The 25,622-nt window shown below is 43.0% G+C and carries 23 protein-coding genes; 10 read left to right on the forward strand and 13 right to left on the reverse strand.

Features of this window, described 5'->3' with window-relative positions:
* Positions 1 to 156: 156 nt before the first annotated feature.
* Positions 157 to 813 (forward strand): hypothetical protein, encoded by a 657-nt coding sequence (locus tag ABDW02_RS00440; RefSeq protein ID WP_343631038.1) that lies wholly within the window; start codon positions 157 to 159, stop codon positions 811 to 813.
* A gap of 60 nt (positions 814 to 873) precedes the next feature.
* Here ABDW02_RS00440 and ABDW02_RS00445 read toward each other — a convergent pair whose 3' ends face one another.
* Entirely contained in the window at positions 874 to 4,146 is a 3,273-nt protein-coding gene (locus ABDW02_RS00445) for a S41 family peptidase (RefSeq protein ID WP_343631040.1), read from the reverse strand.
* A 397-nt stretch (positions 4,147 to 4,543) separates the two neighbouring features.
* Between ABDW02_RS00445 and ABDW02_RS00450 the strand changes: the two genes are divergently transcribed.
* The 4 genes from ABDW02_RS00450 to ABDW02_RS00465 all read left to right on the forward strand — a co-directional run bounded on the left by ABDW02_RS00450 (position 4,544) and on the right by ABDW02_RS00465 (position 11,043).
* A complete protein-coding gene (locus tag ABDW02_RS00450; RefSeq protein WP_343631042.1) occupies positions 4,544 to 5,128 on the forward strand; it encodes a plastocyanin/azurin family copper-binding protein in 585 nt (194 codons plus the stop codon).
* A gap of 132 nt (positions 5,129 to 5,260) precedes the next feature.
* Positions 5,261 to 6,547, forward strand: a complete 1,287-nt coding sequence (locus ABDW02_RS00455; protein ID WP_343631044.1) for an aminotransferase class I/II-fold pyridoxal phosphate-dependent enzyme — start codon at positions 5,261 to 5,263, stop codon at positions 6,545 to 6,547.
* A gap of 254 nt (positions 6,548 to 6,801) precedes the next feature.
* The gene (locus tag ABDW02_RS00460; RefSeq protein WP_343631046.1) at positions 6,802 to 9,672 is read left to right on the forward strand and encodes a M43 family zinc metalloprotease; all 2,871 of its coding nucleotides are present in this window, start codon (positions 6,802 to 6,804) and stop codon (positions 9,670 to 9,672) included.
* A 258-nt stretch (positions 9,673 to 9,930) separates the two neighbouring features.
* Complete coding sequence (locus tag ABDW02_RS00465; protein ID WP_343631048.1) at positions 9,931 to 11,043, forward strand: hypothetical protein; 1,113 nt, start codon at positions 9,931 to 9,933, stop codon at positions 11,041 to 11,043.
* Between the two features lie 70 nt (positions 11,044 to 11,113).
* On the opposite strand, the gene creD is transcribed toward ABDW02_RS00465, so the two are convergent.
* From creD to ABDW02_RS00480, 3 genes are read right to left on the reverse strand one after another with little or no spacing between them, the layout of a single operon-like run.
* Positions 11,114 to 12,400, reverse strand: coding sequence for a cell envelope integrity protein CreD (creD, locus tag ABDW02_RS00470; protein WP_343631049.1), 1,287 nt, complete (start codon positions 12,398 to 12,400; stop codon positions 11,114 to 11,116).
* A gap of 54 nt (positions 12,401 to 12,454) precedes the next feature.
* Entirely contained in the window at positions 12,455 to 12,754 is a 300-nt protein-coding gene (locus tag ABDW02_RS00475) for a transcriptional regulator (RefSeq protein ID WP_343631051.1), read from the reverse strand.
* Positions 12,754 to 13,362: a hypothetical protein gene (locus ABDW02_RS00480; protein ID WP_343631053.1), complete on the reverse strand. Its 609-nt coding sequence runs from the start codon at positions 13,360 to 13,362 to the stop codon at positions 12,754 to 12,756. The genes ABDW02_RS00475 and ABDW02_RS00480 overlap by 1 nt, the downstream gene beginning before the upstream one ends.
* A gap of 232 nt (positions 13,363 to 13,594) precedes the next feature.
* Here ABDW02_RS00480 and ABDW02_RS00485 point away from each other — a divergent pair, with 232 nt between their 5' ends.
* Positions 13,595 to 14,812, forward strand: a complete 1,218-nt coding sequence (locus ABDW02_RS00485; protein ID WP_343631055.1) for a YCF48-related protein — start codon at positions 13,595 to 13,597, stop codon at positions 14,810 to 14,812.
* 32 nt (positions 14,813 to 14,844) lie between these two features.
* On the opposite strand, the gene yidD is transcribed toward ABDW02_RS00485, so the two are convergent.
* The gene (gene yidD / locus ABDW02_RS00490) at positions 14,845 to 15,114 is read right to left on the reverse strand and encodes a membrane protein insertion efficiency factor YidD (protein ID WP_343631057.1); all 270 of its coding nucleotides are present in this window, start codon (positions 15,112 to 15,114) and stop codon (positions 14,845 to 14,847) included.
* A 64-nt stretch (positions 15,115 to 15,178) separates the two neighbouring features.
* On the opposite strand from yidD, the gene ABDW02_RS00495 reads away from it, so the two are divergent.
* Both ABDW02_RS00495 and ABDW02_RS00500 read left to right on the forward strand, forming a co-directional pair.
* A complete protein-coding gene (locus ABDW02_RS00495; protein ID WP_343631059.1) occupies positions 15,179 to 16,285 on the forward strand; it encodes a hypothetical protein in 1,107 nt (368 codons plus the stop codon).
* A gap of 152 nt (positions 16,286 to 16,437) precedes the next feature.
* Positions 16,438 to 17,391 carry a transglycosylase SLT domain-containing protein gene (locus tag ABDW02_RS00500; RefSeq protein WP_343631061.1) on the forward strand — a complete coding sequence of 318 codons (954 nt, stop codon included), beginning with the start codon at positions 16,438 to 16,440 and terminating at the stop codon, positions 17,389 to 17,391.
* A gap of 3 nt (positions 17,392 to 17,394) precedes the next feature.
* Here the strand turns inward: ABDW02_RS00500 and ABDW02_RS00505 are convergent, their stop codons facing one another.
* Together ABDW02_RS00505 and ABDW02_RS00510 are read right to left on the reverse strand one after the other, a co-directional pair.
* Positions 17,395 to 17,766 carry a methionine-R-sulfoxide reductase gene (locus ABDW02_RS00505; protein WP_343631063.1) on the reverse strand — a complete coding sequence of 124 codons (372 nt, stop codon included), beginning with the start codon at positions 17,764 to 17,766 and terminating at the stop codon, positions 17,395 to 17,397.
* A 269-nt stretch (positions 17,767 to 18,035) separates the two neighbouring features.
* Entirely contained in the window at positions 18,036 to 19,526 is a 1,491-nt protein-coding gene (locus ABDW02_RS00510; protein WP_343631065.1) for a hypothetical protein, read from the reverse strand.
* Positions 19,527 to 19,627: 101 nt separating this feature from the next.
* Here ABDW02_RS00510 and ABDW02_RS00515 point away from each other — a divergent pair, with 101 nt between their 5' ends.
* Positions 19,628 to 20,194 (forward strand): hypothetical protein, encoded by a 567-nt coding sequence (locus ABDW02_RS00515; RefSeq protein ID WP_343631067.1) that lies wholly within the window; start codon positions 19,628 to 19,630, stop codon positions 20,192 to 20,194.
* A gap of 81 nt (positions 20,195 to 20,275) precedes the next feature.
* Here the strand turns inward: ABDW02_RS00515 and ABDW02_RS00520 are convergent, their stop codons facing one another.
* The 5 genes from ABDW02_RS00520 to ABDW02_RS00540 form a co-directional block, all read right to left on the reverse strand.
* The gene (locus ABDW02_RS00520; protein WP_343631069.1) at positions 20,276 to 21,151 is read right to left on the reverse strand and encodes a choice-of-anchor V domain-containing protein; all 876 of its coding nucleotides are present in this window, start codon (positions 21,149 to 21,151) and stop codon (positions 20,276 to 20,278) included.
* A gap of 112 nt (positions 21,152 to 21,263) precedes the next feature.
* The gene (locus ABDW02_RS00525) at positions 21,264 to 21,629 is read right to left on the reverse strand and encodes a cytochrome c (protein WP_343631071.1); all 366 of its coding nucleotides are present in this window, start codon (positions 21,627 to 21,629) and stop codon (positions 21,264 to 21,266) included.
* Entirely contained in the window at positions 21,630 to 22,034 is a 405-nt protein-coding gene (locus ABDW02_RS00530; protein ID WP_343631073.1) for a hypothetical protein, read from the reverse strand.
* Positions 22,035 to 22,038: 4 nt separating this feature from the next.
* On the reverse strand, positions 22,039 to 22,578 hold the full coding sequence (locus ABDW02_RS00535) for a YceI family protein (protein ID WP_343631075.1): 540 nt from the start codon (positions 22,576 to 22,578) through the stop codon (positions 22,039 to 22,041).
* Between the two features lie 84 nt (positions 22,579 to 22,662).
* Entirely contained in the window at positions 22,663 to 23,577 is a 915-nt protein-coding gene (locus tag ABDW02_RS00540) for a DUF5777 family beta-barrel protein (RefSeq protein ID WP_343631077.1), read from the reverse strand.
* A gap of 216 nt (positions 23,578 to 23,793) precedes the next feature.
* Here ABDW02_RS00540 and ABDW02_RS00545 point away from each other — a divergent pair, with 216 nt between their 5' ends.
* Entirely contained in the window at positions 23,794 to 24,576 is a 783-nt protein-coding gene (locus tag ABDW02_RS00545) for a hypothetical protein (RefSeq protein WP_343631079.1), read from the forward strand.
* 57 nt (positions 24,577 to 24,633) lie between these two features.
* On the opposite strand, the gene ABDW02_RS00550 is transcribed toward ABDW02_RS00545, so the two are convergent.
* The gene (locus ABDW02_RS00550) at positions 24,634 to 25,590 is read right to left on the reverse strand and encodes an acetyl-CoA carboxylase carboxyltransferase subunit alpha (protein ID WP_343631081.1); all 957 of its coding nucleotides are present in this window, start codon (positions 25,588 to 25,590) and stop codon (positions 24,634 to 24,636) included.
* Between the last annotated feature and the right edge of the window lie 32 nt (positions 25,591 to 25,622).

Here is a 25,622-nt window from a genome sequence, read left to right on the forward strand (position 1 = left end):
GCTTATTGATTGAGTGGTGTTCCGGGTTGATTGACCTTACCGGCTAATTGTTACTTAATCCTAAATTCGGTCCGGTGCTCGTTAAATTAAGCCAAAAGACTCCGGCAGATTTCTTCTGAGAGCTTATGTTTGAGACCTGACATTTAAATCATTATTATGAAATCACCTGAATTGTTGCAAATCATCGGCGTGGCCGGTGCTATTTTTCTGACCAGTTTCGGAACGTCTGCCCAAATTGAAAATCCTCCTCCGGTAAAAGGCAGGTGGGGATTAAGTACGGGAGTGTTTTTTGATAATTATAAGTATGATCCTTTCTGGCGCCGTGGAATGAAGCCCGGCATCTCACCCATGATTACTTATACCCGCGGGAAAAACCAATTTGAAATAGGACCACAATTTCAATTTGTACGGCAAAGATATCTCAATCAATACCTTGGGATTAATTTTAATTATAAAAGGTATTTCAATGGCTTTGGGAATAAGTTTGTTCCCTATCTGTATTCCGGTATCGCTTTCTCAACATCCTCATCTGAACATGTTTTAATCGGAGGAGGAGGTCTTTACTCGGATCAGCGGGGGTATAAACAGGTAGGAGTGAATTTAAGTATCGGTTATGGATTGGAGTGGCAGCTGGGAAAACATCTTTATATAGGGTCGGCTGTTGGGTTTAATCCCGGCTTTTACTCGGTTACCAGAACCTACGAGAATTATTCGGGAGCAGGAATGAATCCTGTTATTGAAAAGTCAACAATGAACCATATCGGGCTGAATTTCAATGTGAATGCGCAGATCGGGTACCGATTTGGGAAATAAAATATAAGGCATAAAAAACGTAAAGCCGGAAAATTTTCCGGCCTTACGTTTTTTGAATAGTTATTTTCCTAATAGTACATCGACCGCCTTTTTCAATTGCGCATCTTCGCCTTTCAACATGGTGTTGTAGTCGTTTGCCACTTTGAAATCCGGTTCGCACTGATTGTTTTCGTAGTATTTTCCGTCCATGGTCATGACACCAACCTGCGGAATTCCGAATACGAGTGAATTGTCCTGCAGGTTTTCCCACCAAACGGCAGTTCCTGTTCCCGGCACCGGCATTCCGACCAGTTTCCCGATGTTCAACGTTTTGTAAACAACCGGGAACATGTGCGCATCGGAGTAGTTTCCTTCACCCATGATCACACAGCTTGGTTTAGTCCATTTGGAGCCCGGCTCAATCCCGATTTTCTGTCCGCGCGGTACAAAATTGATGTATTGTTTCCCGGAAAGGAACGTTGCCAGGTCGTCGTGCAACCAGCCTCCGCCGTTGAAACGTGTGTCCACGATCAAAGCTTCTTTGTTGATGTATTTCCCCATGACCTGGTTGTAGAACTCGCGGTAGCTGTTGTCGTCCATCCCGCGTACGTGCATATAACCCAGTTTTCCTCCGGATAATTTTTCAGTCATGGCCTGCATGCGCTTGATCCAGCGCTGGTAAAGCAATTCGTTCTGTGCCCCGGCGGAAATTGGTTTGATGATTTCTTCCCAGCGTTTTCCACTTGCAGGATCGTAAATAGAAAGAAGAACTGTTTTACCGGATTTGCGGTTCAATAACGGATAGTAATTCAATTCAGGTTTGATTTCCACCCCGTCGATTTTCTCGATAATGGCACCTGCTTTTACTTTTGTTTCGGAACTAACCAAAGGCCCTTTATCCAAAACCTCCGCGATTTTCAATCCTGTTCCGGTGAACGTTTCATCGAAGATTACTCCGAGCTGTGCTGTTTCATCGCCATTTTCTTTCCGGGAATAGAAACGGCAACCTGTGTGGGAAGCGTTCAATTCGCCCAACAACTCACTGCACATTTCTGCAAAGTCGTAGTTGTTATTGATATGAGGAAGGAATTTCGCATACGTTGTTTTGTAATAGTTCCAGTCTGTTCCCTGTAAATCGGTTACATAGAATTTCGTTTTTACCTGTCTCCACATGTGCTCAAACAAGTAAGCGCGTTCTGCATAACTGTCCTGTGTGCGTTCCGCTCTGAACGGAATATCCTTGCGTTCTCCTTTTTCAAGGTCCAGACGGGTCAGTTTTCCTTCGATAACAGCATAAATGTTCTTTCCTTCTTTGTCCATGGAAGTACTCCACACGCCACCTGCTTTCAAAGGAATCAGTATTTTGGTTTCGTGCTCCTTGAAGTTGCGCACATATAAATTCGTTCCGTCTTCGTTCGGAGTCAGGTAGTACAGTTTTTCACCTTTCGGGCCAAGGAATGCGTCCTGCAAGAACGAAGAATGCTCTGTCAAACGAACCTGGCGATCCATCAATCCGTTCATGTCGATTTTTAAAGGTTCGGTTTTCTTCGTCGTATCGGCTTTTTCACCTTTTCCTTTTTTGTCTGCCACGGCAGATTCTTTGGATTTCTCTTTGTCCTTATCGTTTTTCTCTTTTTGTTCCTTCCAAAGCTCGTAATCTGCCTTTTTCATTTTAAACAGGTCGTAAGCATTCTGGTCCAGGAACAGGGCATAAGCATCCTGTTGCGAACCATGACTGGCCACATTTTTCATCCCATCTCGGTTAGAGAACCATAGAACAGCTTTTCCATCCATCTGGAATTTCGGTCCGCCATTGGAGAAACCGTTCTGAGTCAGTTCCAGCATCGGTTTGCTTCCGCTAACATCTACCAACCCGATTTGTTCGTGCCAGTTTCCGTCCTGTAAAAATGAAACCAGGATGTATTTGCTGTCCGGAGCCCAGTTGAAAGTCTGGTCGCCGTCGCTGTAAGAATAGTTCTTTGTTTCAGGAAGCACATTGCGGATCTTCTTGCTTGCGATATTGTAAACGCTGACTCCTGTTCTGTTTTCCAGGAAAGCAATTTCTTTTCCGTCCGGGGAATATTGCGGCTGGAAAGATTCGTTTTCGGTTACTACCAGAGCTTCTTCTTTCAAAAGGGTAGAAGCATAGAAATAGGAATCTTCTTTGCGTGTCATCGTTGTCTGGTAGATTCCCCAGATCTTATTCCGTTCGGAAGCATACAGGATGGCTTTTCCGTCCGGTGAAAAACTGACGTTTCGTTCTTCTTCCGGAGTATTGGTAATTTGCTTCGTAACTCCGTTTTCCAGGGAAACTGCAAAAACATCCCCGTGGCTCGTGAATACGACTTCTTTCCCGTTCGATGAAACAGCAATTTCTCCCGCTCCGCCGGTTTCTACTTTGTTCTGAATATCTGCATTGCGGTCTTCGGTGTTGATCCGGATGTTTACTTTTTCCGGATTCGATCCGTCCTTTTGGGTATAGATTTCTCCGTCATACCCGTAGCAAAGTGTATTGTTTTCCGAAATGGAAAGGAAACGCACCGGGTTTTTATCGAATTTGGAAACCTGTGTTGCCGAAGCCGGTGCATTCGGATTCATTTTCCAAACATTGTAAGAACCGCTTTTTTCACTTAAATAATAAATGCTGCTTTCGTCGTTGCTCCAAACCGGATTGCGGTCTTCACCGGCAAATTCGGTCAGTTTGGTGAATTTGTCACCGCTTTTTTCATACATCCATATGTCGCGGGTAACAGAAGATTGGTGGTGTTTTCTCCACGCATCTTCGTATCCTTTTTTGTCGTGGAAGATCATTTTCGATCCGTTCTTATTCCATTTGATATTTTCAGCAGTAATCGAAAGTTCCTGCTTTTCGCGGCCTCCGTCAATTCCAACAGAATAAATCTCGCCCAAAGCTCCGTAAGGGAATTGAGACATTGCTGCATTATCTACGCGTGATGCGGTAAAAACGATCCGTTTTCCATCCGGTGAAACACATTGAGGATAATCATTGCTGGAATGGAACGTCAGTCTTTTGGTAGATCCGCCGGTCAAAGGGACGGAGAACACATCAAAATTCCCGTAACGGTCGGAAGCGAAATAAATGGTTTTTCCATCCGGCGAAAAAACCGGCATAAAGTCGTAAGCCTCGCTTAATGTAACAGGAACAGCTGTTCCACCGGTTGCCGGAACCTGGTAGATATCTCCTTTATAGGTAAATACAATTGTTTTTCCATCGGGGGAAATAACCGGGTAACGCATCCATAACGGCGTGTCGGAAGTTTGTTCCGGCGGGTTTGGCAAGCGAAGGCTCATAACCATCGCGCCAATCATGACCCAAGCAAATAGTTTCTTCATAAATTGATTTTAGAATTTTAAAAATAGAGAAACTTTGGATATGACGGTCGGGACAAATGTGGGACGGATAAAACTAATTGCGAATGATGAATTGCGAATGCCGAATGGTGAAGAAGGTTTAAAAATGTGCAAGAAGTTCAATATGTTCAAAAAGTGAGCAATTCTTATTTGGATTATGTTTGAACCATTTGAACCATTTGAACCATTTGAACCATTTGAACCATTTGGATACTTAAACAACGTCGGAATAAAAATGTCTTCGGCGGGTTGTGATTCGTAATTTGCAATTGTCGATTCGTAATCGGATTCCAACCTTTCTTAACATTGTGCATTATTTCTTCAGAAATAATTAATTAAATAACAAGGTCTTCGTACCTTTAAGTAAAACAGTAAGCTTATGAAGAAATTTACGCAAGTGATGATGATGTGTGTGGCGCCGGTAGCATTCGGGCAAACAAATTACACGATTAATGCACAGTCAATGTCCTGGTCGCCAAATGACCTGACAATTGACATGGGGGATTCTGTTACATGGGTCAACAATGGATCGGGTTCACACAACCTGAACGGAACTACTGCGACATATCCTGCAAATCCGGAATCTTTCGGAATGCCTACAGTTGGAACAACCTGGACATTCGGAAAGCGTTTCAATGTGCCGGGAATCTACATGTACCGTTGTGATCCGCATTCTTCGGTAATGACAGGAAAAGTAACAGTAGTTGATCCGAGTTTGGGATTAGGTGAAAACACTGCTTCTGCAATCAGTTTCGGGCCTAACCCTGCAGGAGAAACGATTACTATTCAAACGAAAGCAACGGATTTCAACGTGGTGATCTATGATATGGCTGGTCACCAGGTGTTGTCGGAAAATTTGAAAAACAAGCATGAAGTGAATGTTTCTTCGCTGAAACAAGGGACTTATGTGATTGAGATCCGTGCGGAAGGAATGATTGTTCAGGATAAGTTTATCAAGAACTAATCGATATTTCAGTAATGAAGGAAAACCCGGGGCATGCGTGTTCCGGGTTTTTGTTTTTAAATGAATTTTAAAGTTTCATTTCCGGATTGCTAATATTTGTGTATATTTTTGCAACACTAATTTAAAGTAGTCATGGATACAAAAAATGAACTATCAACTCCCCGCGTATCTAAATTGGCGGAACACATCATTGGTTCCGAGATCATCAAATTGGCCGCAGAGGTCAATGAGAAGATCAAGCAGGGAGAGAAGGTGTACAATTTAACGATCGGGGATTTCAATCCGAAAGTTTTTCCAATCCCTGCAGAGTTAAAGCAATTGATACAGGAAGCTTATGCTGACGATCAGACCAATTATCCGGCTGCTGACGGAATGCTGGAATTACGCCAGGCTGTTTCTCAATTGTTGAGCAAGCGCGGTGATTTGGAATACGCAACCGATGAAATTGTCATTACAGGCGGTGCGCGCCCTGCAATTTATGCCATTTTCAAAGCTGTTGTCGATCCGGGAGATGCCGTTATTTTCCCTGTTCCGTCGTGGAATAACAACCATTATACCTATTTGAACAATGCACGTCCGATCCTGATCGAGACGAGTCCGGAAAACAATTTCATGCCACGTGCAGAAGAGATTGCTCCGTTCCTTGCTGAAGCAAGTTTGCTGGCTTTGTGTTCCCCGTTAAATCCCACCGGGACTGTATTTTCCAAAGAAGACCTGGAACAGATCTGTGATTTGGTATTGGCTGAAAATAAAAAACGCGAATTATCCGGTGTAAAACCTTTGTACGTGATGTATGACCAGATTTACTGGCCTTTGACACATGGTTCTATCGAACATTACAACCCGGTTTCTCTTCGACCTGAAATGCGTGAATATACTTTGTTCGTTGACGGAATCTCCAAATCATTGGCGGCCACGGGGGTTCGTGTCGGCTGGACAATGGGGCCGAAGTTCCTGATCAATAAAATCAAATCGATCTTAACACACGTGGGTGCCTGGGCTCCGAAAGCTGAACAAGTTGCAACAGCCGCTTATTTGAACGAATTGAGCCAGTACGATGCATATCTGAACCACATCAAGTCGGAAATCAATGCGCGTCTGGTTGGGTTTTACAACGGAATTCAATCTTTGAAATCTGCCGGACACCGTGTAGATGCAATAGCTCCGGAAGCTGCGATTTACTTAACGGTGCAGTTTGCATTGCACGGGTTGAAAACGGAATCGGGAAAGGTTTTGGAAACAACCCAGGACGTTACGAAATACATATTGGATGAAGCTAAAGTGGCGATTGTGCCGTTTTATGCTTTCGGTTCTTCTACCGATTCCAACTGGTACCGCCTTTCGGTAGGTACTTGTAAGCTGGAAGATGTAGACGGGGTGATTTCGAACCTGAAAACTGCTTTGGAAAAATTGAGTTAAGAGCGAGTTTCGGCTTAAAATAATTTTGATGATGAATCCGGATTGCAACCAGTTTGCGGTCCGGGTTTTGTTTTTTCATACCGTTTCATTTTTGGGTTTTCGAGTCGTTTTTTGTGAAATAATTGGTGCGTCAATCCTTGAAAAGATATTCACAATTTCAGTTATTGAGATGAGGATGAGGTTTCTGAAACGATTTTTTTCATTAAATTTCACACACAGAACTATAAAACTATATTCTAAATTAAACTACGCTTATGAGAAAACTCGTCTTTTCTGTAGCCGTGCTATGTGGATTTACGTCCTTTTCGCAGGTTACCCAATTGAACAATCAGCAGCTTGCCTCTCCCCAAGAAGTTGAAAAATGCAGCCAGCATCACCGCATGCAGGAAATGTTACTGAAAGATCCGGCGCGTTATGCAACGGTATTCAGAGAAACCATCGACCCGAAACCAAAAGGTCAGTCTACTTCAACCGTTAAATCTACCGGGTTAATTTATACCATTCCTGTCGTTTTTCACATTCTCCATAACGGCGGAACAGAGAATATTTCCGATGCCCAGGTAGCAGATGCTTTATCAATTCTAAATCGCGATTACCGCCGATTAAATTCAGATGCCAATACGGTTCAAACACCATTCCAGGGAATGCCTACCGATGCGGAGATTAACTTCGTTTTCGCTACGGTTGCTCCGAACGGGAACTGTTTTTCCGGGATTACACGTACTCAAAATGCATTGACTAATGACGGTTCCGACGGACAGGCACAGGTAAATGCGATCATTGCAGGAAATAACGTGTACAATGGAGTATGGGCGCATAATAAGTACCTGAACATCTATGTGTGTAAGGATATCGGAGGCGCGGCAGGTTATACCTTCAACCCGAACGGTAACTCTACTGCGAATGCAACAAATATGTATTACAACGGTATTTTCATTTTGGATGATTACTGTGGTTCTATCGGAACGGGTTCAACAACTACAAGCCGTGCTTTGACACATGAGGTCGGTCACTGGTTAAACCTTTCCCATACCTGGGGAGACAATAACAATCCCGGGAATGCTTCAAGCTGCAGTCAGGATGATCACGTACAGGATACTCCGATGTGTATCGGGGTTACAAACTGTAATAACGTAAGCACCATCAACACTTGTGACGATACGAATGACCCGAATAACTTCAGTTCCTGGACAACCAACGTAATCGACAACATTGAGAACTACATGGATTATTCCTACTGCTCCAAAATGTTTACACAAGGCCAGGTTACCCGTATGAGAAATTCCCTGACAAGCAGTGTCGGCGGAAGAAGTAATATCTGGACAACTGCGAATTTGAACGCAGTAGGTGGCGGACCGGGAACATCTCTTTGTGCCCTGGATTTCAGTGCGAACCAAACAACCATGTGTACAGGAACAACAGTTACTTATACTCCAAGTCAAACTACAGGTATTGCAACTTATTCGTGGTCTTTCCCGGGTGGAACTCCAAGTACTTCTACAGCTGCAAGTCCAACGGTTACTTACCCGACAATCGGAACTTACAACGCGAGTTTGAGTGTGACTGCTACATCGAATGGGGCTACTTATTCGAAATCAAAGACAAATTACATTACGGTGACTACGGCAACAACAGTAAGCTTACCAATCAGTGAAGGATTTGTTTCAACGACTTTCCCTCCAGCAGGTTGGACCATACTTGATAATGGAGCTACAGGTACCTGGACGAGATCTTCTACGGTAGGTCGTGCACCAACAGCCGGAAACTCTTTGAAATTCGACAATTACAACATTACATCTGGTAATGATGAAATGCGCTTGCCGAAAGCAGATATTGCAGCTTATTCAAGTGCTCAATTAGTGTTTGACGTAGCTTATGCTCCATACAGTGCTGCTTATTATGACGGATTGGAAGTATTGGTTTCCACAGATTGCGGAAATACCTTTACGACGGTTTATTCCAAATCCTATACAACACTGGCAACGGCAAATGCTACCCAAAGTTCCTTTTCTCCATCAACTTCCCAGTGGAGATCTGAAACAGTTGATCTGACTCCATATGTTGGAAACAGCTCTGTTTGGATTTCATTTAGAAATATCGGAGGAAACGGAAATAACCTGTACATTGATAATATCAATATTACAGGAGTTAGCGGTACTCCTACAACACCGGTTGCTTCATTCAGTTCAACCAGCCAGTCTATTTGTGCCGGACAATCGGTTACTTACACAAGTACTTCTACGAATAACCCGACTTCATACAGCTGGTCATTCCCTGGAGGAACACCTTCAAGTTCTACTTCTGCAAGCCAGGTGGTGACATATGCAACTGCGGGAACTTACAACGTTTCATTGACTGCTACCAATGCCGGTGGATCGAATTCATCCAATCAGACCAGTTACATTACCGTGAATGCTGCACCGGCTGCACCGACAATCAGCGCAGGAGGAACAACAACATTCTGTCAGGGTGGTTCCGTAACATTGACTTCTTCTACAGGATCGGCTACAACCTGGTCGAATTCTGCAAGCGGTTCTTCCATTACGGTAAATGCAGCAGGAACTTATACGGCAACAACAACCGTTGCTTCTTGTCCTTCGGTTGCATCAAACAGCATTGTTGTAACAGTTAACCCGAATCCAAATGTAAGCTTCGGTTCCGTTCCGATGTTGTGTGTGAATGACGGAATTTACACCCTGACACAGGGAAGTCCTGCGGGAGGAACTTACTCCGGAACAGCTGTAACAGGAAACCAGTTTAACCCGGCAACGGCAGGAGTTGGTTCTACGACAGTAACTTATAACTATACGAATGGAAACGGATGTTCCGGATCTGCTCAGACTACAGTTACCGTTGACGGTTGTGCATCCATTTCTGAGAATGAACTGAACTTCATCACGGTTTACCCGAACCCTTCATCCGGGGCATTTACCATTTCTTCCGGTGAAGTGAATATGAATTCGGTGAAAGTATACAATGCACTGGGTCAGGTTGTTTATGAAGTTTCTGATTTGCAGACTTCCAAACAAGACGTTGATCTGAAGAATATGGCAAAAGGTGTTTACACGCTTCGTATTTTAACGGATGTGGGAACACAGCATATTCCGATCGTATTGGAGAAATAATAAAATCCGATTAATCAGGAAGGCCGTTACAATTTGTAGCGGCCTTTTTTGTTGAGTACATCTGGCGCAACTTGGCATGTTTGCCAAATGGCAAACCGTAAAACGGTGCGTTATTTTTTGCACAAAAAATACTGACTACTGTTTTATTTAAAAATGCTGTACGGAAAATCGCAACTGTCAACAACTAACATGCGGAATTCCGTTTTCTAATCCTATGCATACCTAGCAAATTTGTCCCGAAACTTAAAATTAAAAACCATGAAAAAATTAATTCTAATGTGCCTGGGATTATATACATACGAATCTTTTGCACAAACTACTCAATTGCCATCCATGGTCATTGCCGGAATTGAAGTCCGGAATATTCCTTCCAATGAAGATATTCTTCGCTCTGTCATCTATAAAAGCCTTGTGAACTCCAAGAAGTACGTTGTAAATGACCGGTATGATGTAGCGGAGAAGTTGGGCGACAATAAAATGAAGGAATGTATGGGAAAGGATTGCCTGGGAAAAGTAGGTAACCAGTTGAGTGCTGATTTTGCGATGAGTGCCAGCTACGAAGGTTTGGGTGACAGGATCCTTATTTCCATGAAGATTGTGAACGTAAAAACCGGTGAGATCGATCGAAATGAAATTGAACAGTTCGAAAATCAGCCGCGCGAATTAAACCGTATGACGGATATTATGATCTACAAATTGCTCAAAATGGATGTGGACCTGTCTGTTTACAAAGCTTTGTTCTTCAAAGACGGACCAACGGCAAGTACCGGCCTGGGGAAAATGAACAATTCAGGGCCACGGATCGGTTTCGCAGTGGCAACAGGTGAAAACGGCGAATTCTTTACCCGGAATGAACGTGACGGAGGCGTTGGAACGTTACCCGTACTGTTCAATATCGGCTACCAGTTGGAAGTACAATATGCCGGTAGTGAGAAGTTTAGCGGCTTGTTTGAGTTTTTGGGAAATGTTGCAGGAATGGAACACGGTACTCCGATACCTTCACTGGCTATTATGCATGGTGTCCGCTTTGGTAAAGGTGCCTGGGAAATTGCCATGGGACCGTCGTTCACCATGAAGCGCCTGGTTTCCGGAACAACGGATTATGACGGGAATTTCCACACGTTCCAGGAATTGTCGGATATGGGCGTAGGAACTTCCGCAACTCACATGGCTTATTTCAAGCGGCCGGATACACGCGGGGCTACTTATTTTTCCACCAACTTCCTGTTTGCGGTAGGAAAAACCTTCCGTCCGGGAGCTTTGAACGTACCCTTGAATTTTTATGCCAGCATGAATAAATACGGAACTACATATGGGGTTTCGCTAGGAATCAACATCACCCGGTCACGTAAATACACCTACACCAAATAAATCAAGAGGATTAAATGTGGAGGAGAGAAGTCCCCGGTTATCGCATAGCGAAGCCGGGGATTTTTGTAACTCAAACTTTCAATCGTCTGGTAAAGCTCATGATCGCAGCAAGCACCACAAATAATCCCAAACTTCCTACAATTAAAGCGTAGGTTTCCAGGTTTACAATGACATAAAGGAAACTGTACAGAATGAAGATGGCTGCAAAAATGGTGAGCGAAAACTTCAGGGATCGAAGAACCGAATAAGCATACCAGCTTAAAAGTGCCAAAATTCCACAGCCTGCTGCCACGTAAGACCGGGCAAATCCGAACTGCTCTGAGAAAGATAGCAGGATGACATAAAATAAAATGAGGGAAAGTCCGACCATCAGGTAGTGGATAGGATGGATAATCCTTTTTCCGATCAATTCGATGAGGTAAAAAACCGTGAATGTTAAAAGAATGACCAGGATGGCATATTTTACGGTCCGTTCGTTTAATTGATACTGATCAATGGTTTCCAGGAAATCAACCGATGCTTCGGATAGTTTTCCGTAAGGTTTGGAATGGTCGATCCCAAGCTTCGTATTCTGGGCAATATTCATCATGCTCCAGGAACTTTTGAAACCTTTTGTTGCCTCGAAAGCATCCGGGTTTGGCAGAGAAGTCCCGGAAAAAGATGGATTTTCCCAGTTGGAGGTCATGTTGTAGGTACTTTTCTTCGCAAAGCCTTTCAGGATAATTTTCCCGGATCCGTTGATTGTGTAGCTCGTTTTGACGTTGATTTGGGTGGTTGATTTGTCAATAGCGAATGGAGCTGTAGCGTAAAATAATTTGTCGGGGCTGGTTTCTGCCATGGTTTCCTGCTCGATTTGCAGTCCTTTCCCGTTGACTTCTATGTTCCCCATGTTTGAAATCCGGGTTTCAGCCAGGGCCAGAAGTCCGATTTGCGCTTTTGAAAGATCGAGATTCGGATTGCTGAGGTTCGGCATGAATTCCGCATCGGTATAGTTGGCCGATTGAAAGACCGGGAAGTGGTAAATTCCTCGCTTTTTAGTACTGGCATTTACGTTGAGAGTGGTTTTTTCCGTTTCGGGAAAGAAGAAGTAATACTTTTTACCGGCATTATTGCCTTTTAGAGGAATGCGAAGTACCAATCCTTTATACAGGAAATCACTTCCCCATTCGGAGCGAATTTCTTCTTTGATCGTATCAGCACGGTCTTTGCGCTCCTGGATCAGGAAGATGACCCGCGCCAGCGGAGCGAGCAGAATAATGGTGATGGTTCCGATGAGAATGAAACGACCGAACGGGGCGTTTAAAAACTTCATGAACTCACTGGTTTCCGGTTTGTTTGTTTCCGATTGATTTTCCATTTTTAAATTAGTTAAAAGAACTTTGAATTTCAAAGTAAATAGATAAAAAAATAGTTATTTGCTGGTTTTAATCAATTGCTCAAGCGCGGCCAAATGCCTGGCAAATGTTTGTTTTCCAAGTAGAGTTGCTTCATAGGTGGTATTGGGTTTTTTACCGATAAATTGTTTGCGGATAAGGATGTATTCAGACGTTTCAAGTGCCTTGATATGCGATGCCAGGTTTCCATCGGTTACTTCCAGCAGTTCTTTGAGCCGGTTAAAGTCCACGGAGTCATTCACCATCAGCACAGACATGATTCCCAGCCTGATCCGGTGGTCGAATGTTTTATTGATATCTGATATGATACTTGTCATTATTTCTTGTAATCGTATTTCAGGTACATGTAAGCACCATAAAAAATGTGGCAAACTCCGAAACCGAACATCCAAAAGTACAAACCATAACCAATATAAAGGCTATTTAATAAGCCAAGAATGATAAAGATGAACCCTAAATTTCTCAGGGTTTCGTATGAATACCTGCTTGCGCTGACCAATGCGAGGCCGTAAAACAATAAAGTAACCGGTGCAACAAGTCCAACGGCGCCTTTTGTAATCAGTATGACAGCAAATAGTCCTCCGGTAATTAGCGGGACCATAAAGCTCATAATAAACTGTCTGGATACCTGGTTCCAGATCACTTCCTGTTTTTTGCGCGCTTTGCGAACAGAGAAAATAATCCCGGTTCCCAGTGAAAGTACCATTACGAGTATGGCGGTAGTTACGATGGTAATGAATTCAGCGGAATCAAAAGGAATGGAGGAAGTCAATCGCTCTCTCATGGAATAAACGATTCCGGCACCGATCAACGCATAGGTTCCGGCCAGGATTCCGGAAATACCGGATAAAGACAAAAACTTCGAAGATTTTTGCATCATGGACTGGATCTCCTGAAGCTGTGCTAAATATTTTTCATTTTCCATAAAAGAACTTTGAAATCCAAAGTAAAAGAAAATAAATGAATCGGTCAACTAATTTTGAGATTTTTTTGAATAATTCGGATTAAGTTGCTGATTCTCAATTGAGGTCTTTTGTTGTTTCGGATTTATTTTATCTTTGGAATCAGTTCCTGGCAATTAAGCAATATTCCCTTGTTTAGGATTGAGTCTCAAACTTGTAGTCAGGAGATTTTTAATATCACTTAAATTATTTTCAATGAATAAAACGTTACTTTTTTTATCAGGACTTTTACTTACATGTACTGTTTCTGCACAACCTTTTGTTCCGCAAAACAGCGGATTAAGCAGTAGCAGTGTCCTTTCTTCAATCGATTTTGTGAATGATGATATCGGAATGGCCGTATCTTATGACGGAGAAATTGTGAAAACCATTAATGGCGGAACAAACTGGGTTTCTCAGAATTCGGGAACAAGTACTGCGCTGAGAGATGTGGTCATGATTGATGCCCAGACTGCGGTTGCTGTAGGATACAACGGATTAATTATAAGAACTTCTAACGGCGGATCTGCCTGGACACCGATTGCTTCCGGAACAACGCAGAACCTTGTTTCTGTAATTCTTAATAATTCGGTGTTATATATTTCGGGAGTTGACGGAGAAGTCCTCAAGTCAGTTAATTCCGGACTTACGTGGACTACATTGACTGTAGGTAATGGCTCGAATCCTAAAACAGTTTATTTTACCAGTGCAACCACCGGATACGTAGGATGTGAGTATGGAGAGATTTATAAAACAATCAATGGTGGGAGTTCCTGGACTCAGCAAACTACCGGGCTTGAAGGACTCTCAGGCAATTACCAGTTGATAGGTATGTATTTCACGGATGCTAACAACGGGATTGTTGTGGGAGGAAATGCCCAGACCGGTGATGGCGTAATTTTAAGAACGGTGAATGCAGGAACTATCTGGTCTTCGCAATTCCTGGCGAATAATTACATGGGATCAGTAGATTTTCTGAACAGCACAACCGGTTTTATTTCCGGGGGAAGCATTAGCGGAAATACCAGTACCATTTTGAAAACTACAGATGGCGGAGCTACCTGGAATGTTCAGTCTACTTCTTCATCAAGACAAGTTGGTGCAGCATTTCCAAGCCAGACTGCCGGGTATACCTGCGGACTAAACGGAACGATTTTGAAAATAAGCAATATTGCTTTGGGGACGGATGAATTAGCACCGGAAATCAAATTGGATGTATTCCCGAATCCAGGTAACGGACAGTTTAACCTTTTTGTAGCGGAAGAAATGGTAACTGACAACACGTTGGTTGAGGTTTTAAACCTGAACGGGGAAGTTGTTCTCGAACAGGAATACCGAACAAACGTGGATATTTCAAACCTGGTAAACGGAATTTATTTTATACGTGTTCGCAATAAAACGTTCAGTGTGGCCAAAAAGGTAATCAAGGAATAATAATTTCAGAAATAAAGTGAGAGAGGGAGGCGTTACTGCTTCCCTTTTTCTTTTTGGCAGGAACATCTTTTTTCCGGAACAGGATCGTAACCAAATCCACCCCACGGATGGCAACGGCTGATTCTTCGTGTTCCCAGCCACAAACCTTTGACCGGCCCATGGATTTTCAGTGCTTCAATCATGTAAGCGGAACAAGTAGGATCATACCTGCAGGCATTCGGAAGAATGGGGCTGATGATCCACTGGTAAATCTTTACCGGGATGATCAGGATTGAAATAAAAAACTGTCGGATATATTTCATGTGTTTCTTCCACGCAAAGTTACGCAAGAATGGAAGACTTATTTTGTAATTTTAGCCAATACTTATGGAAGAAATTCAGAAGAAGCGAAATAAAAGCCTTGCATTCCGGCTCGGAAATACGTATTTGAGTAAAAAAACAGCTGCTATTCGCACTACCGGAAGACACGGTTATACCTTGAATGATTCCCAGAAAAAGCAATTGAAAAATCTGCAGCTGAAAATTTACCTGATCGCCGGTGTGATCGGTGCCTGCGCGGTGATGATCGTTATTTTCCCTTTCCATTTTACAAACTTGCTGGACGCTCAGCATTTGGATGTTTTCGGCTACCAATTCGACTTTGAGCTTTATTATACGATTTACGCCGTGGTGATGATCTTCCCCGAGATTTGGCTGCTGAATATGCTGAATATTTATGCGGTGCGGCGTATTTGCGAAATTTACCGGTATCCGTCGGCTTCCCAGGAAGATTACAAAGAACAGGTGGCATTACTGACTGAAGCCGGTTTGGAAATGCCTGCCAAACACATGCAACTGCTGGAAATAGATCCTTATGTAGGTCTGACCAAATTTTCCTACTACGCGCTGCTGATCGGTACAAAACTGAAGGCAACACTTTCCAATGTACTGATGAAATTCCTGGTGCGGCGCTTCCTGGGAAGGTACGCACTACGTATCGTTACCGACCTGATCGGTGTTCCTATTTTTGCTTTCTGGAACGCGTGGAGCAGCAGGCAGGTAATGAAAGAGGCCCAAATGCGGATCGTTGCAACGGCTGCTACGAAAGATTTCATGAGGGAGTTTTCGGAAGAAAAACTACTGACAGTGAAGCACAACCTGAATAAATTGTTTCATTTCGTAGCCCAGCAAAAACGGCAGTACAACTTCGCGCTTTATTCTTTTATGAAGGAGATGATGGTTGTTTTCCCGGATTTATCTTTGAAATACGACCGGGAAGTAAAGATCGACGAGTTGTTTGGCCCGAATCCGGAGGAAAATAAGGTCATGGCACGTTTGCTGGTGTTCGGATTAATTGTTGACGGAACGCTTTCGGTGAAGGAGCGCTTAACGATCCGTAAAATTGCCAAAGAACCGTGGTTCCCGGTTTCTATTGATGAAATGGAAATCATCCTGAAAGGATATGTGAACGGAGAAGGATTGAAGCGGTTTTAGGAAAGGCGGCATGAGAATGAGAATCCAGGGCAGATTTTCAAGGCGGTTTTGCACTGAATCGAAATACGTCTAAACCGTTAAAATTTCACCTGTTTATTGTGTTTTTGACTTCAATTTCTTAATTTGCATCACCCAAAAAGCCCACAACAACAATGAAACGCAAAACTCTCCTTGCAATACTTGCGTGTATTCCATTTATTGCTTCCTCGCAAAATTCCACCTGGGAAAAAGAAATGATTGCCGTTACCGAAGGCCCTTCCGAACACATCATTATGGGAGCAGCAGGTATTGAGGCTGCTCATTGGGATCAATTACAACATCCGAGATTCTGGCAGCAGATCATGATCCTTTCACCGGATTCGGTTTTGATCAATGTGGCTTCAACCCGCCAGATTATCGGGAAAATGTCGAACAAGGACTGGCATGCACAAACGGAAGCGCAAAAAACGATTTTTAAAGACAGTATCCGCACGCTATACAGTTTGGCTGCCGATGAACGCATCAATGTTACGACCGGGAAAAACGACTTTTACCGCTTCGACCTGGTTTTTGAAAGTTTACCGAAAGGAGTTTCCGCGTTCGAGGCTTATGGCGTAGATCCGTGGTACGCACAATCCATTTTATTGATCGAAAGTCCGGGAAGAATGCAGAAATCTTCTGTTGGGGCATACGGGCCGTTCCAATTGATGCCCGGTGTTGCGCGTTCGATGGGATTAACGGTAAACCGTTCAGTGGATGAACGAAAAGATTTTATGCGTTCGGCGTACGCAGCATCTCAATTATTGAAGCGTATTTGTATTCCTTCCGCGAAAGGGATTGCTGAAGGTGCCGGATTGGTTGTTGATGAGCAGTCTATCTGGTTCCGTTTATTGACCATGCATGTTTACCATGCGGGTGCCCTGAACGTAAAAGCAGTTGTAAATGCAATCGGGCCGGTAAGTTCCGGTGAGGAATTGATCCAAAAAATGTGGGTAACAAGTGCCGGAAGTTTCGGAAATTGCTCTCAGAATTATTCGCAACTGGCATTGGCTGCACATATTCAGTTGAATGATATGATACAACACATGGGAGTTCCTGTCTACAATTGCAATACAATCGTAGAGTAAATCTTAAGCTTTCTTAAACAGGATACTCAGGGAATTAACGCAATGACGGGTATCTTTCGGTGTGAACCGTTCACCTGTGAATACGTGCCCCAAATGACCTTCGCAATTCGCACAGATGATTTCTACACGTCTTCCGTCCGGATCGGGAATTCGTTTGACACTTCCTGGAATCTCATCATCAAAAGACGGCCATCCACATCCGGAATCAAATTTATCTGAACTTCTATATAACGGAGCTTCGCAACGGCGGCAAACAAAAATGCCCTGTTCGTCCCATTTATTGTATTGACCTGTAAACGGATATTCTGTTCCTTTTCGAACAATGATGCGCTCTTCTTCAGGATTAAGTGTGTTCCAATCTTTTTGCTCTTTCATGAGTTCTATTTGGTGATACAAGGTACGAAAAAAAGGAATGGATGAGACAAGAAAAGGTTAAGAAAAAATAAAATAATTCTGAAATTTAACAGCTGATTTTGGAGGTGCTTAATCGGTAAAAGGTAGTTTGCGAATTTGTAAATTCGGGTGTTCCCAAAGTTACGAACAGATTTAAAGTTAATAGTTTGATTTTAAATAGTTTATATTTTGTTTGTTTTATAAAAAAGGCTGTCCGAACGAACAGCCTTTTCAATGCTATAATCGTTTGCTTACACACCCATTGCATCCATTTTTTCCATGATCTGGTTCGCGTAGAAATCAGTCACTTGTTTCAGGATGTTTACATTTTTCTTTTTAGCGGCGATCACCATTTTGGAACCATCTCTGTCTGCGTGAATAGTCACATACTGAAGGATCTCAACCACTTTTGCGGCATCTTCCAATTCCAGGCTCTTCACATCAATTCTTTCAAATGCGATGAATAGGGAGAAGCTGTCTTCTCCGAAGTTTTTGGCATAAGAAGGCAGATTTAACTTCCCGCCCGTTTCATTTCCGCTTGAAGTGAATATCCCTTTTGGGGTCGATTTCAGGTGAATATTGTCCATGATATAGGTATCGCCTTTCTTTTCTCCGAAAACTGAGAACTGGTCTTCCATGATTTTTCGTAGAATATCTCCTTTCGGGCCAAGTCCCAGGTAACTGCTGTATTCCAGTTCCATTCCCCATTCAGGCTTCGGATTTCCTTTTAGAACTACCCCGGCCTGGCCGGAAAACAATTTCGAGAGTGGGTTTTCACCCAATGCCATCAATGCCAACTTTGCTTCTCCCGGAAAATCTGCCATAATGCGTTGTTTTGCATTTGGTAAATAAGTGCTTAGGAAACTTTCTCCTTTTCTCAAATCCAGGTTCATGGCAACACCCATCCACGGATTTCCGCCGCCCAATTTACTCACCAAAGTGGTTCCGTTGTTGTCCTTGAAGAACAATTCGTCTTTTAGGTCGTCAGAAAACAAATTCTGCGATTCAACAGTCGCCATTCCATTGGTAAAGTTTGCTACCGTTTTGATGTAAGCATCCTCCACCAATTCGTTCAGGTGATCTTTCTTGTCAGCAGGAAGTTTTTCCAGTTCCGTATTGGATGTATGCAATAAACGGGCAACATCGATTCCTGAAACAATGTCTCCTTTTTGGGCAATAATGTCGGCTGCTTTATCTTCGGAAAGATCTCCTTCCGTTAAAGTAAATGCTTCCTTCATTTTTGCTTTTCCGTCATAATCTCCGGGCTTGCTGATGATGATCAGCAATTTGTTACGGATCCCGAAAGTGACATCATCTTCCTGGTGGTAAGAAATGTCTCCGTCCTTGTCCAATGCATAGCCCATTTCACTGATGATTGAAGCCAGGCTGTCGGGATTTTTGATATTGATCACTGCGTAAACGGTTTCCGGCGTTCCGTCATGTGCAAACGGTGCTTCCAGGGCGTAGTAAATCGGTTTGTCAATTTCCAATCCTCTTTTCCAGTTCCCAAGCACGCTTCCCAGGATCGTATTTACCTTCGGAATGCTTTTGTAATCGGCATTATTCAAAATATTCATAGCACTGATATGGCCGAATGCAACGATTTTTTCATTACCTTCAATCATTGCTGAAGTTGCTTCGGCGGCATCGCGTTCCGAAGAATCGGAAGAACAGGAGCTGAAGAATAAAATTCCGCTGATCGTTAAGATGCTGAATAATAGTGATTTATTATGTTTTTTCATTGGTAAATTTTTGTTTCAAATGAACACTCAAATGTAGACTTTCTTTTTAATTTCGAAGTTCATTTTTACAATTTTTATTCCAAACTTAAAGAGTTGATTTCGTGCATTTTATAGAACCATATTTTAATTGGAGACACTTATACATCGCTTCCGAGGATTCACTTTCCCCGTTTTACGACAGGGAGTACAGTGAATTTGAATTTACGGACCGGATCTACAATTTCCTGATTCATCCGCAATGGGACAATATCGGTTCGAGAACGCTTTTCGCCAAAATCCTATTTGTGGATTATGAAGAAGGGTATGCGATCATGGAATTTATCGGGGAATGGAACGATGCGATAGAAAATGACATCATGACTTTAAAACGCAATGTGATAGAAGAAATGATGCCTCATGGAATCAATAAATTCATCCTGATCGGGGAAAACGTGTTGAATTTCCATTACTCAGACGATTGTTATTACGAAGAATGGTTCGATGAAGTAGAGGATGGGTGGATTGCATTGGTCAATTTCCACGATCATGTGATCCATGAATTTGAAAGAGCACGCGTGGATCATTATTTTGTAATGGGAGGCGACCTGGAAGATATCGAATGGAGAACAAGTACTCCTTCGCAGTTTTATGAACGGGTGGAGGAATTGGTGCAAAGAAGAATCGGGTAAAAACAGGTAGGGACGCGATGCTTCGCGTCCCTACCATATTTTATACAGCAGTATGTGTGCGATTAATCGCGCACATACTGCTTATTTTGAAATGAAAACCTTTTTCATGGTCATGTTGTTATCAACCGAAACATTCACCATGTAAATTCCGCTGTTCAATTCATTGTCCAGTCTTACGGAAAGCGCGCTTTCTCCTGCGCTTACATTTCCCAGTTTTTCAGTGAAAACAGATTTTCCGCTCAGGTCTACTACATTTACGAAAACAGATCCGTCTATTTTGCTGTTCAAGTGGATATTCAATGAATTCGTAGCAGCCTGGTAACCGATCTGTGTTTCCAGGTTGGCTGAAACCTCCTTGATTCCTGCTTGTGAACCGAATACGTGCTGTGAAGTGCGGATAACATCTCCGTCATCGCTGCTGCTGTTGTTTGTTTGGTTCGTTGCCAGATAGAAGGTCACGTTTCCAACATTGGTAGCCGGTGAAGTCCAGTTAAACGTCCAGCTGGTTAAACTGGTTCCTGCCAGTTTGTGTGTAACGCGCGATTTTCCTCCGGATGTAATCGTTTTCGTATGCGTAGCATCTGTAATCGTCCAAGTACCTGCAACCGTATTGTTCGGGTTCAAAGCCACGATTTCGAATCCGTTTTTGATATTGGTAGTGGCCATGCTGACCTGAACCTGGTATGTAGTACTTGTTTCATATTCCGTTACCGGGTTTCCGCCAAGCGATAAAGTCACGTTATTGAATCCGGAGCCGCTTTGTACTGTTCCCGAATGGCATTGCGTACATACACCGTCACCGGGAGCACCTGTTCTTCCGCCCGGGCTTCCTGCCTGGTTGAACGAATGGAAATCTTTACTGAAATTTTTAACCGTTTGAGCGGATTGGTTCCCGGAGAAACTCAATAGTAAGCCTGATGCTGCTACTAATCCGATGTATACGTAATTTTTAGTCATAATCATTTTTTATTGGAAGTAGTTTTTCGTTTGCTCCAAATGTAATTCGATGCGTACAGTTTACTGTTATGAAATTGCCGCGATAAGTTTTGAATTTCCGGAGCCGGACTATCTAATTCTGTAATTTTCCCTGCTCCATCCAGCATTGAAATTGCTGGATCAATGAATCCGGAAGTGCCGGTCCTCCCTGCGGCATTAATTCCGGCGTTCCGCGCATGGCCTGAATCATCGCTTCCGCATTTGCCGAGATTTCCGCGTGGTTGGAGAGCGTTGGTGAAGTTCCCGCCCCGGCTCCATGGCATGAAGCGCAGTTTGCATCAATCATCGGAGCGATTTGTGCGCTGAACGAAATGGTACTGCTGCAAGTTACCTCGGGAAGAGGTACAGGTGCTTTTGCCTTCGTACATGCGCTCGGAAGAAATAATGCCAAAACGGCCATGCTGCCAAATGCCAGGAAAATAGAAACTGTTTTTTTCATTTATTTAATAAATAAAGGTTTAAAGGTCATCCATGAAAGTGCCGGAATGAACACAAACGGAATCAGATAACCTTTGAAATAATCGATCATTGCCATGGAGTCTTCATTCTTAAACTCGGGATCATTCATGGTAAAGACATAGAATACCAGCGAAACGGAAAATCCCGACAAGATGAAATTGCAGGTAAAGGATGCTGCGGATTTGTTTTTGACCAGCGCATAAATGACAGCTCCCAGAATACTGATTCCAAGAGTAATCATTGCGGAAAAACAGAGCAGGTGCCAGTAACCGCTTACTTCTGTGAAATCTGCGATCATATTCTTATAAACGGAAGAATAGATCCAGGATATCAACGAAGCAAACAGGCCTGCAATGACTGCCAGGAAGAAGAAGCGTTTGAACATCGTATTACTTTTCAGTTACCGGAATGGAGTAGGAAATATTCATGATGTCCGGAACGGCATCGCTTTTGTGCCCTACACCGTAATCAATGCGGTTAACGGTAAATTTCCCGCTAAATGTCAAATCATTCCCGGATTTGGAAACCGCAGCAGGAATCTTTTTCTCCTTGGTAATACCTTTCATTGTTAGTTTTCCGGTAATGGAATACCCGTCTCCGGCTCTTTCCACTTTGGAAGAAACAAATTTGATGGTCGGATACTTGTCGGCTTCGAACCACTCGGAAGTTTGAGCCTTTTTGTTCTGCATCGAGTTTCCGGTATTGATGGAATTCACATCGATGGTCAGATCGAATTTGGAATTCGCCAAGTCATTCTCGTCAAATTTGATCGTTCCTTTGGCTTTTTTGAATTCACCGGATGGATCTTTACTCTTAAAAGCAATCGTAAAACCTTCTTTGAAGACGTAATCTTTCGATGCTGTCATGGTTACAAATGCCGAACCTGCGAATAAGCAGATTGCTAAAGCTGGATACACTAATTTTTTCATAATCATTTATTTAAATAGTTCAAATGTTCAATGGTTCAAATAGTATTGAACTTTTTGAACAGTTTTTAACCTGTTGAACTTTCTTTACTGTCCGAACTCGAACTTTCTTCCGATGCAAAAACCAATCCTAAATTGACCTTTCAGCCAATTGTCGTAAGTATTGGTAATAAATTGAGTTTCTCCGAATCCTCTTGCGTTTGTAAGGTAAATGGTGAAATTGTGCCCGAAAGTCAGCCATTCTACAGCGAAACCGAGGCTGTTGAAGTTTTGTTTACGCATACCTTTATCCTGGAAAACCTGGTAGTATTCGACCATGATTCCCAGACGTTGTGTGATGGACCAGCGCATGGCCCCACCCAATGCGAACAGCGTATTCTGATCATCTGCCGCTACATAATTCCGGTGAACCATTGTTGGCATAACGGCCAAACTTACCAAATTACCAAACTTGCGGGCAATGTTCAATTGAGCGGAGTAGGAAAAACGGTATTCCTGTTTCGGGAAATGAGCAACCGCATAAATATCCGGAAGTGCCTTCATATATGTGTAGAACATGCTTCCTGTTACTGCCAGAGAGATCGGCATTCCTTTTTTCTTTTGCTGCAAAATGCGGTATTTTCCGAATCCGTCGAGCAATGAGCGGTAAGGTGTTCCTGTTCCTTTGCTTCGTCCTACACCAATCATCAAATTATTGGTAATTCCGTATTCGAATCCCAGGCGGATATCACTCGAATTATCAAATCCGAACCAGTTTTGCACACCGCCGTTTGAACCTGCCAGATCCCCGAAACGGTGTTCCACACGAAATTCCAGGACTCCTTTTCGCAAGCATTCCACGGAATGACCGCTTACAATGCGTGTCGACTGAAATGTTTGTTCTACGAGGTTGTCATCGACTGAAGTTTCGGTTTCTACCGCTTCCGTCGAGTCGGTTTCCTGTGCAATAGAAAAATGTGAAAAACAGCATGCTGCCCCAATAAATAATAGCCTTTGAATCATTTTAGTCTTTTTCTTTGGTCGCCAAGATAATATTTACCCTGATAAATAACTACGTTTTTAATACAGAATTGAGCGGATGGTTGGAATGCTTTTTTAAAATTACTCTACTTTGTTGATAGGAAACAGGGAACAAACTAGGAATCCTAAAATAAAAAAAATCCTTTTTTGAGAGTCCGGTTTAATTACTAAGTTTGTAATACTGAAACTGATAAGAGTTTGAAAAACTTTCTGACTTGCGTATTTGTATTGCTTTTCCTGAATGCCTGTTCAGGAAGTCAATGGGTGGTCCTGGAATGGAAATTTAAGGGAATAGAGCCCGGATACGACCATCCGAACAGAAGTAAAGTCACCGTTGACGGAGTTGATTTACCTGCTTCCGATTCCTGTCGTCAAAGTAGCGGCGGTACTTATTCTTTAAAGCTTTCAAAAACGGTTCATCGCATCAGGTTGGTAAACGAGGCTTACTACAAAGGCCGGTGGGTGGAGCATACTTTCGAAAACGGGTTCAGTATCAATGCGATATGTGAATTCGAAGTGAACGCCAAAGAAGTTTCCAAAGTGTTGATCGAATTTAACCTGAACAATTCGGAGTGTTCCATAGTTCGTTTTGGTCCGGATGGCAATAAACTATCGAAGAAAAATCCTGTTTTCAAAGGAAAACATTATCCGATGACCGTCGACTGGAAATTTATCAATGTTGAAAAAGGATACGATCATCCTTCCCGCATGCTGGTTTTCGTGGATGATATGGAATATGGTTCCTCTGTTCAATCGGTGGAAAGTACCGGGGGGAATTTTACAATCAACATTCCCAAAGGACAGCACCGGGTCCGGATCGTGAACCAGTCTTTTGTGAAAGGAGTGTGGCAGGATCACAAGATCATCAACAATTATTCGCTGGATGCGGTCTTTGAGAAATCGTTGAATGTGAGAAAAGCGGTTCGGGTGACGTTGGTCATCGATCTGAATAATGAGCAGACAGTAAACCGATGGGAATAAAATAAGTAGGGGCGGAAAATTTTCCGCCCCTACTTATTTTTCATAAATTCCTCTGTGTTATCCGTTCCAAACACCCATTGAGTTGAATTTCTCAATGCGTTCTTCGATCCGTTGTTCCGGCGTTTTTTCGTCCAGTTCTTTTAAGTATTCAATGATTTTATTCTTCACGTTTTCAAAACTTGCTTCCTGGTCTCTGTGAGCTCCTGCAAGCGGTTCTTCGATTACGTCGTCAACCAGTTTCAGGCGCTTCATATCCGAACTGGTCAGTTTCAATGCTTCAGCAGCTTTTTCCTTGAAATCCCATGATCTCCACAAGATGGAAGAACAAGATTCCGGAGAAATAACGGAGTACCAGGTGTTTTCCAACATCACTACTTTATCTCCGACACCGATTCCCAAAGCTCCACCGGATGCACCTTCACCGATGATGATACAAATTACCGGAACTTTCAATTGCATCATTTCATAAATGTTGCGTGCAATTGCTTCACCTTGTCCTCTTTCTTCTGCTTCCAGTCCTGGGAAAGCTCCCGGAGTGTCGATGAACGTTACGATCGGCTTATTGAATTTCTCCGCCATTTTCATCAGGCGTAAAGCCTTGCGGTATCCTTCCGGATTCGGCATCCCGAAATTACGGTACTGGCGCATTTTCGTGTTAATCCCTTTTTGCTGACCGATAAACATGACCGTTCTTCCGTCAAGCAAACCAAAACCTCCGATCATTGCCTTGTCGTCCTTCACCGTTCTGTCACCGTGCAATTCCTGGAAGGAAAAACCGGTAATAGCATTGATATAAGCCAATGTATAAGGTCTGTCGGGATGACGTGACAACTGAACGCGCTGCCAGGGAGTCAACTTACTGAATATTTCTTTCGTTTTTTTGGTGAGTGCCTCTTCCAGATCATGGATCTTATCGGTCATATCGACACCTGTGCTGTTGCCGATCTCACGCGTTTGTTCAATTTGTTCTTCTAAAGCCTTTAAAGGTTCTTCAAAATCTAAATATGTGGACATAATTGCTATTTTGAGGGGCGAAATTTACGAAA

The organism is Fluviicola sp. (assembly GCF_039596395.1).
In the GTDB taxonomy this organism is placed as follows: domain Bacteria; phylum Bacteroidota; class Bacteroidia; order Flavobacteriales_D; family Crocinitomicaceae; genus Fluviicola.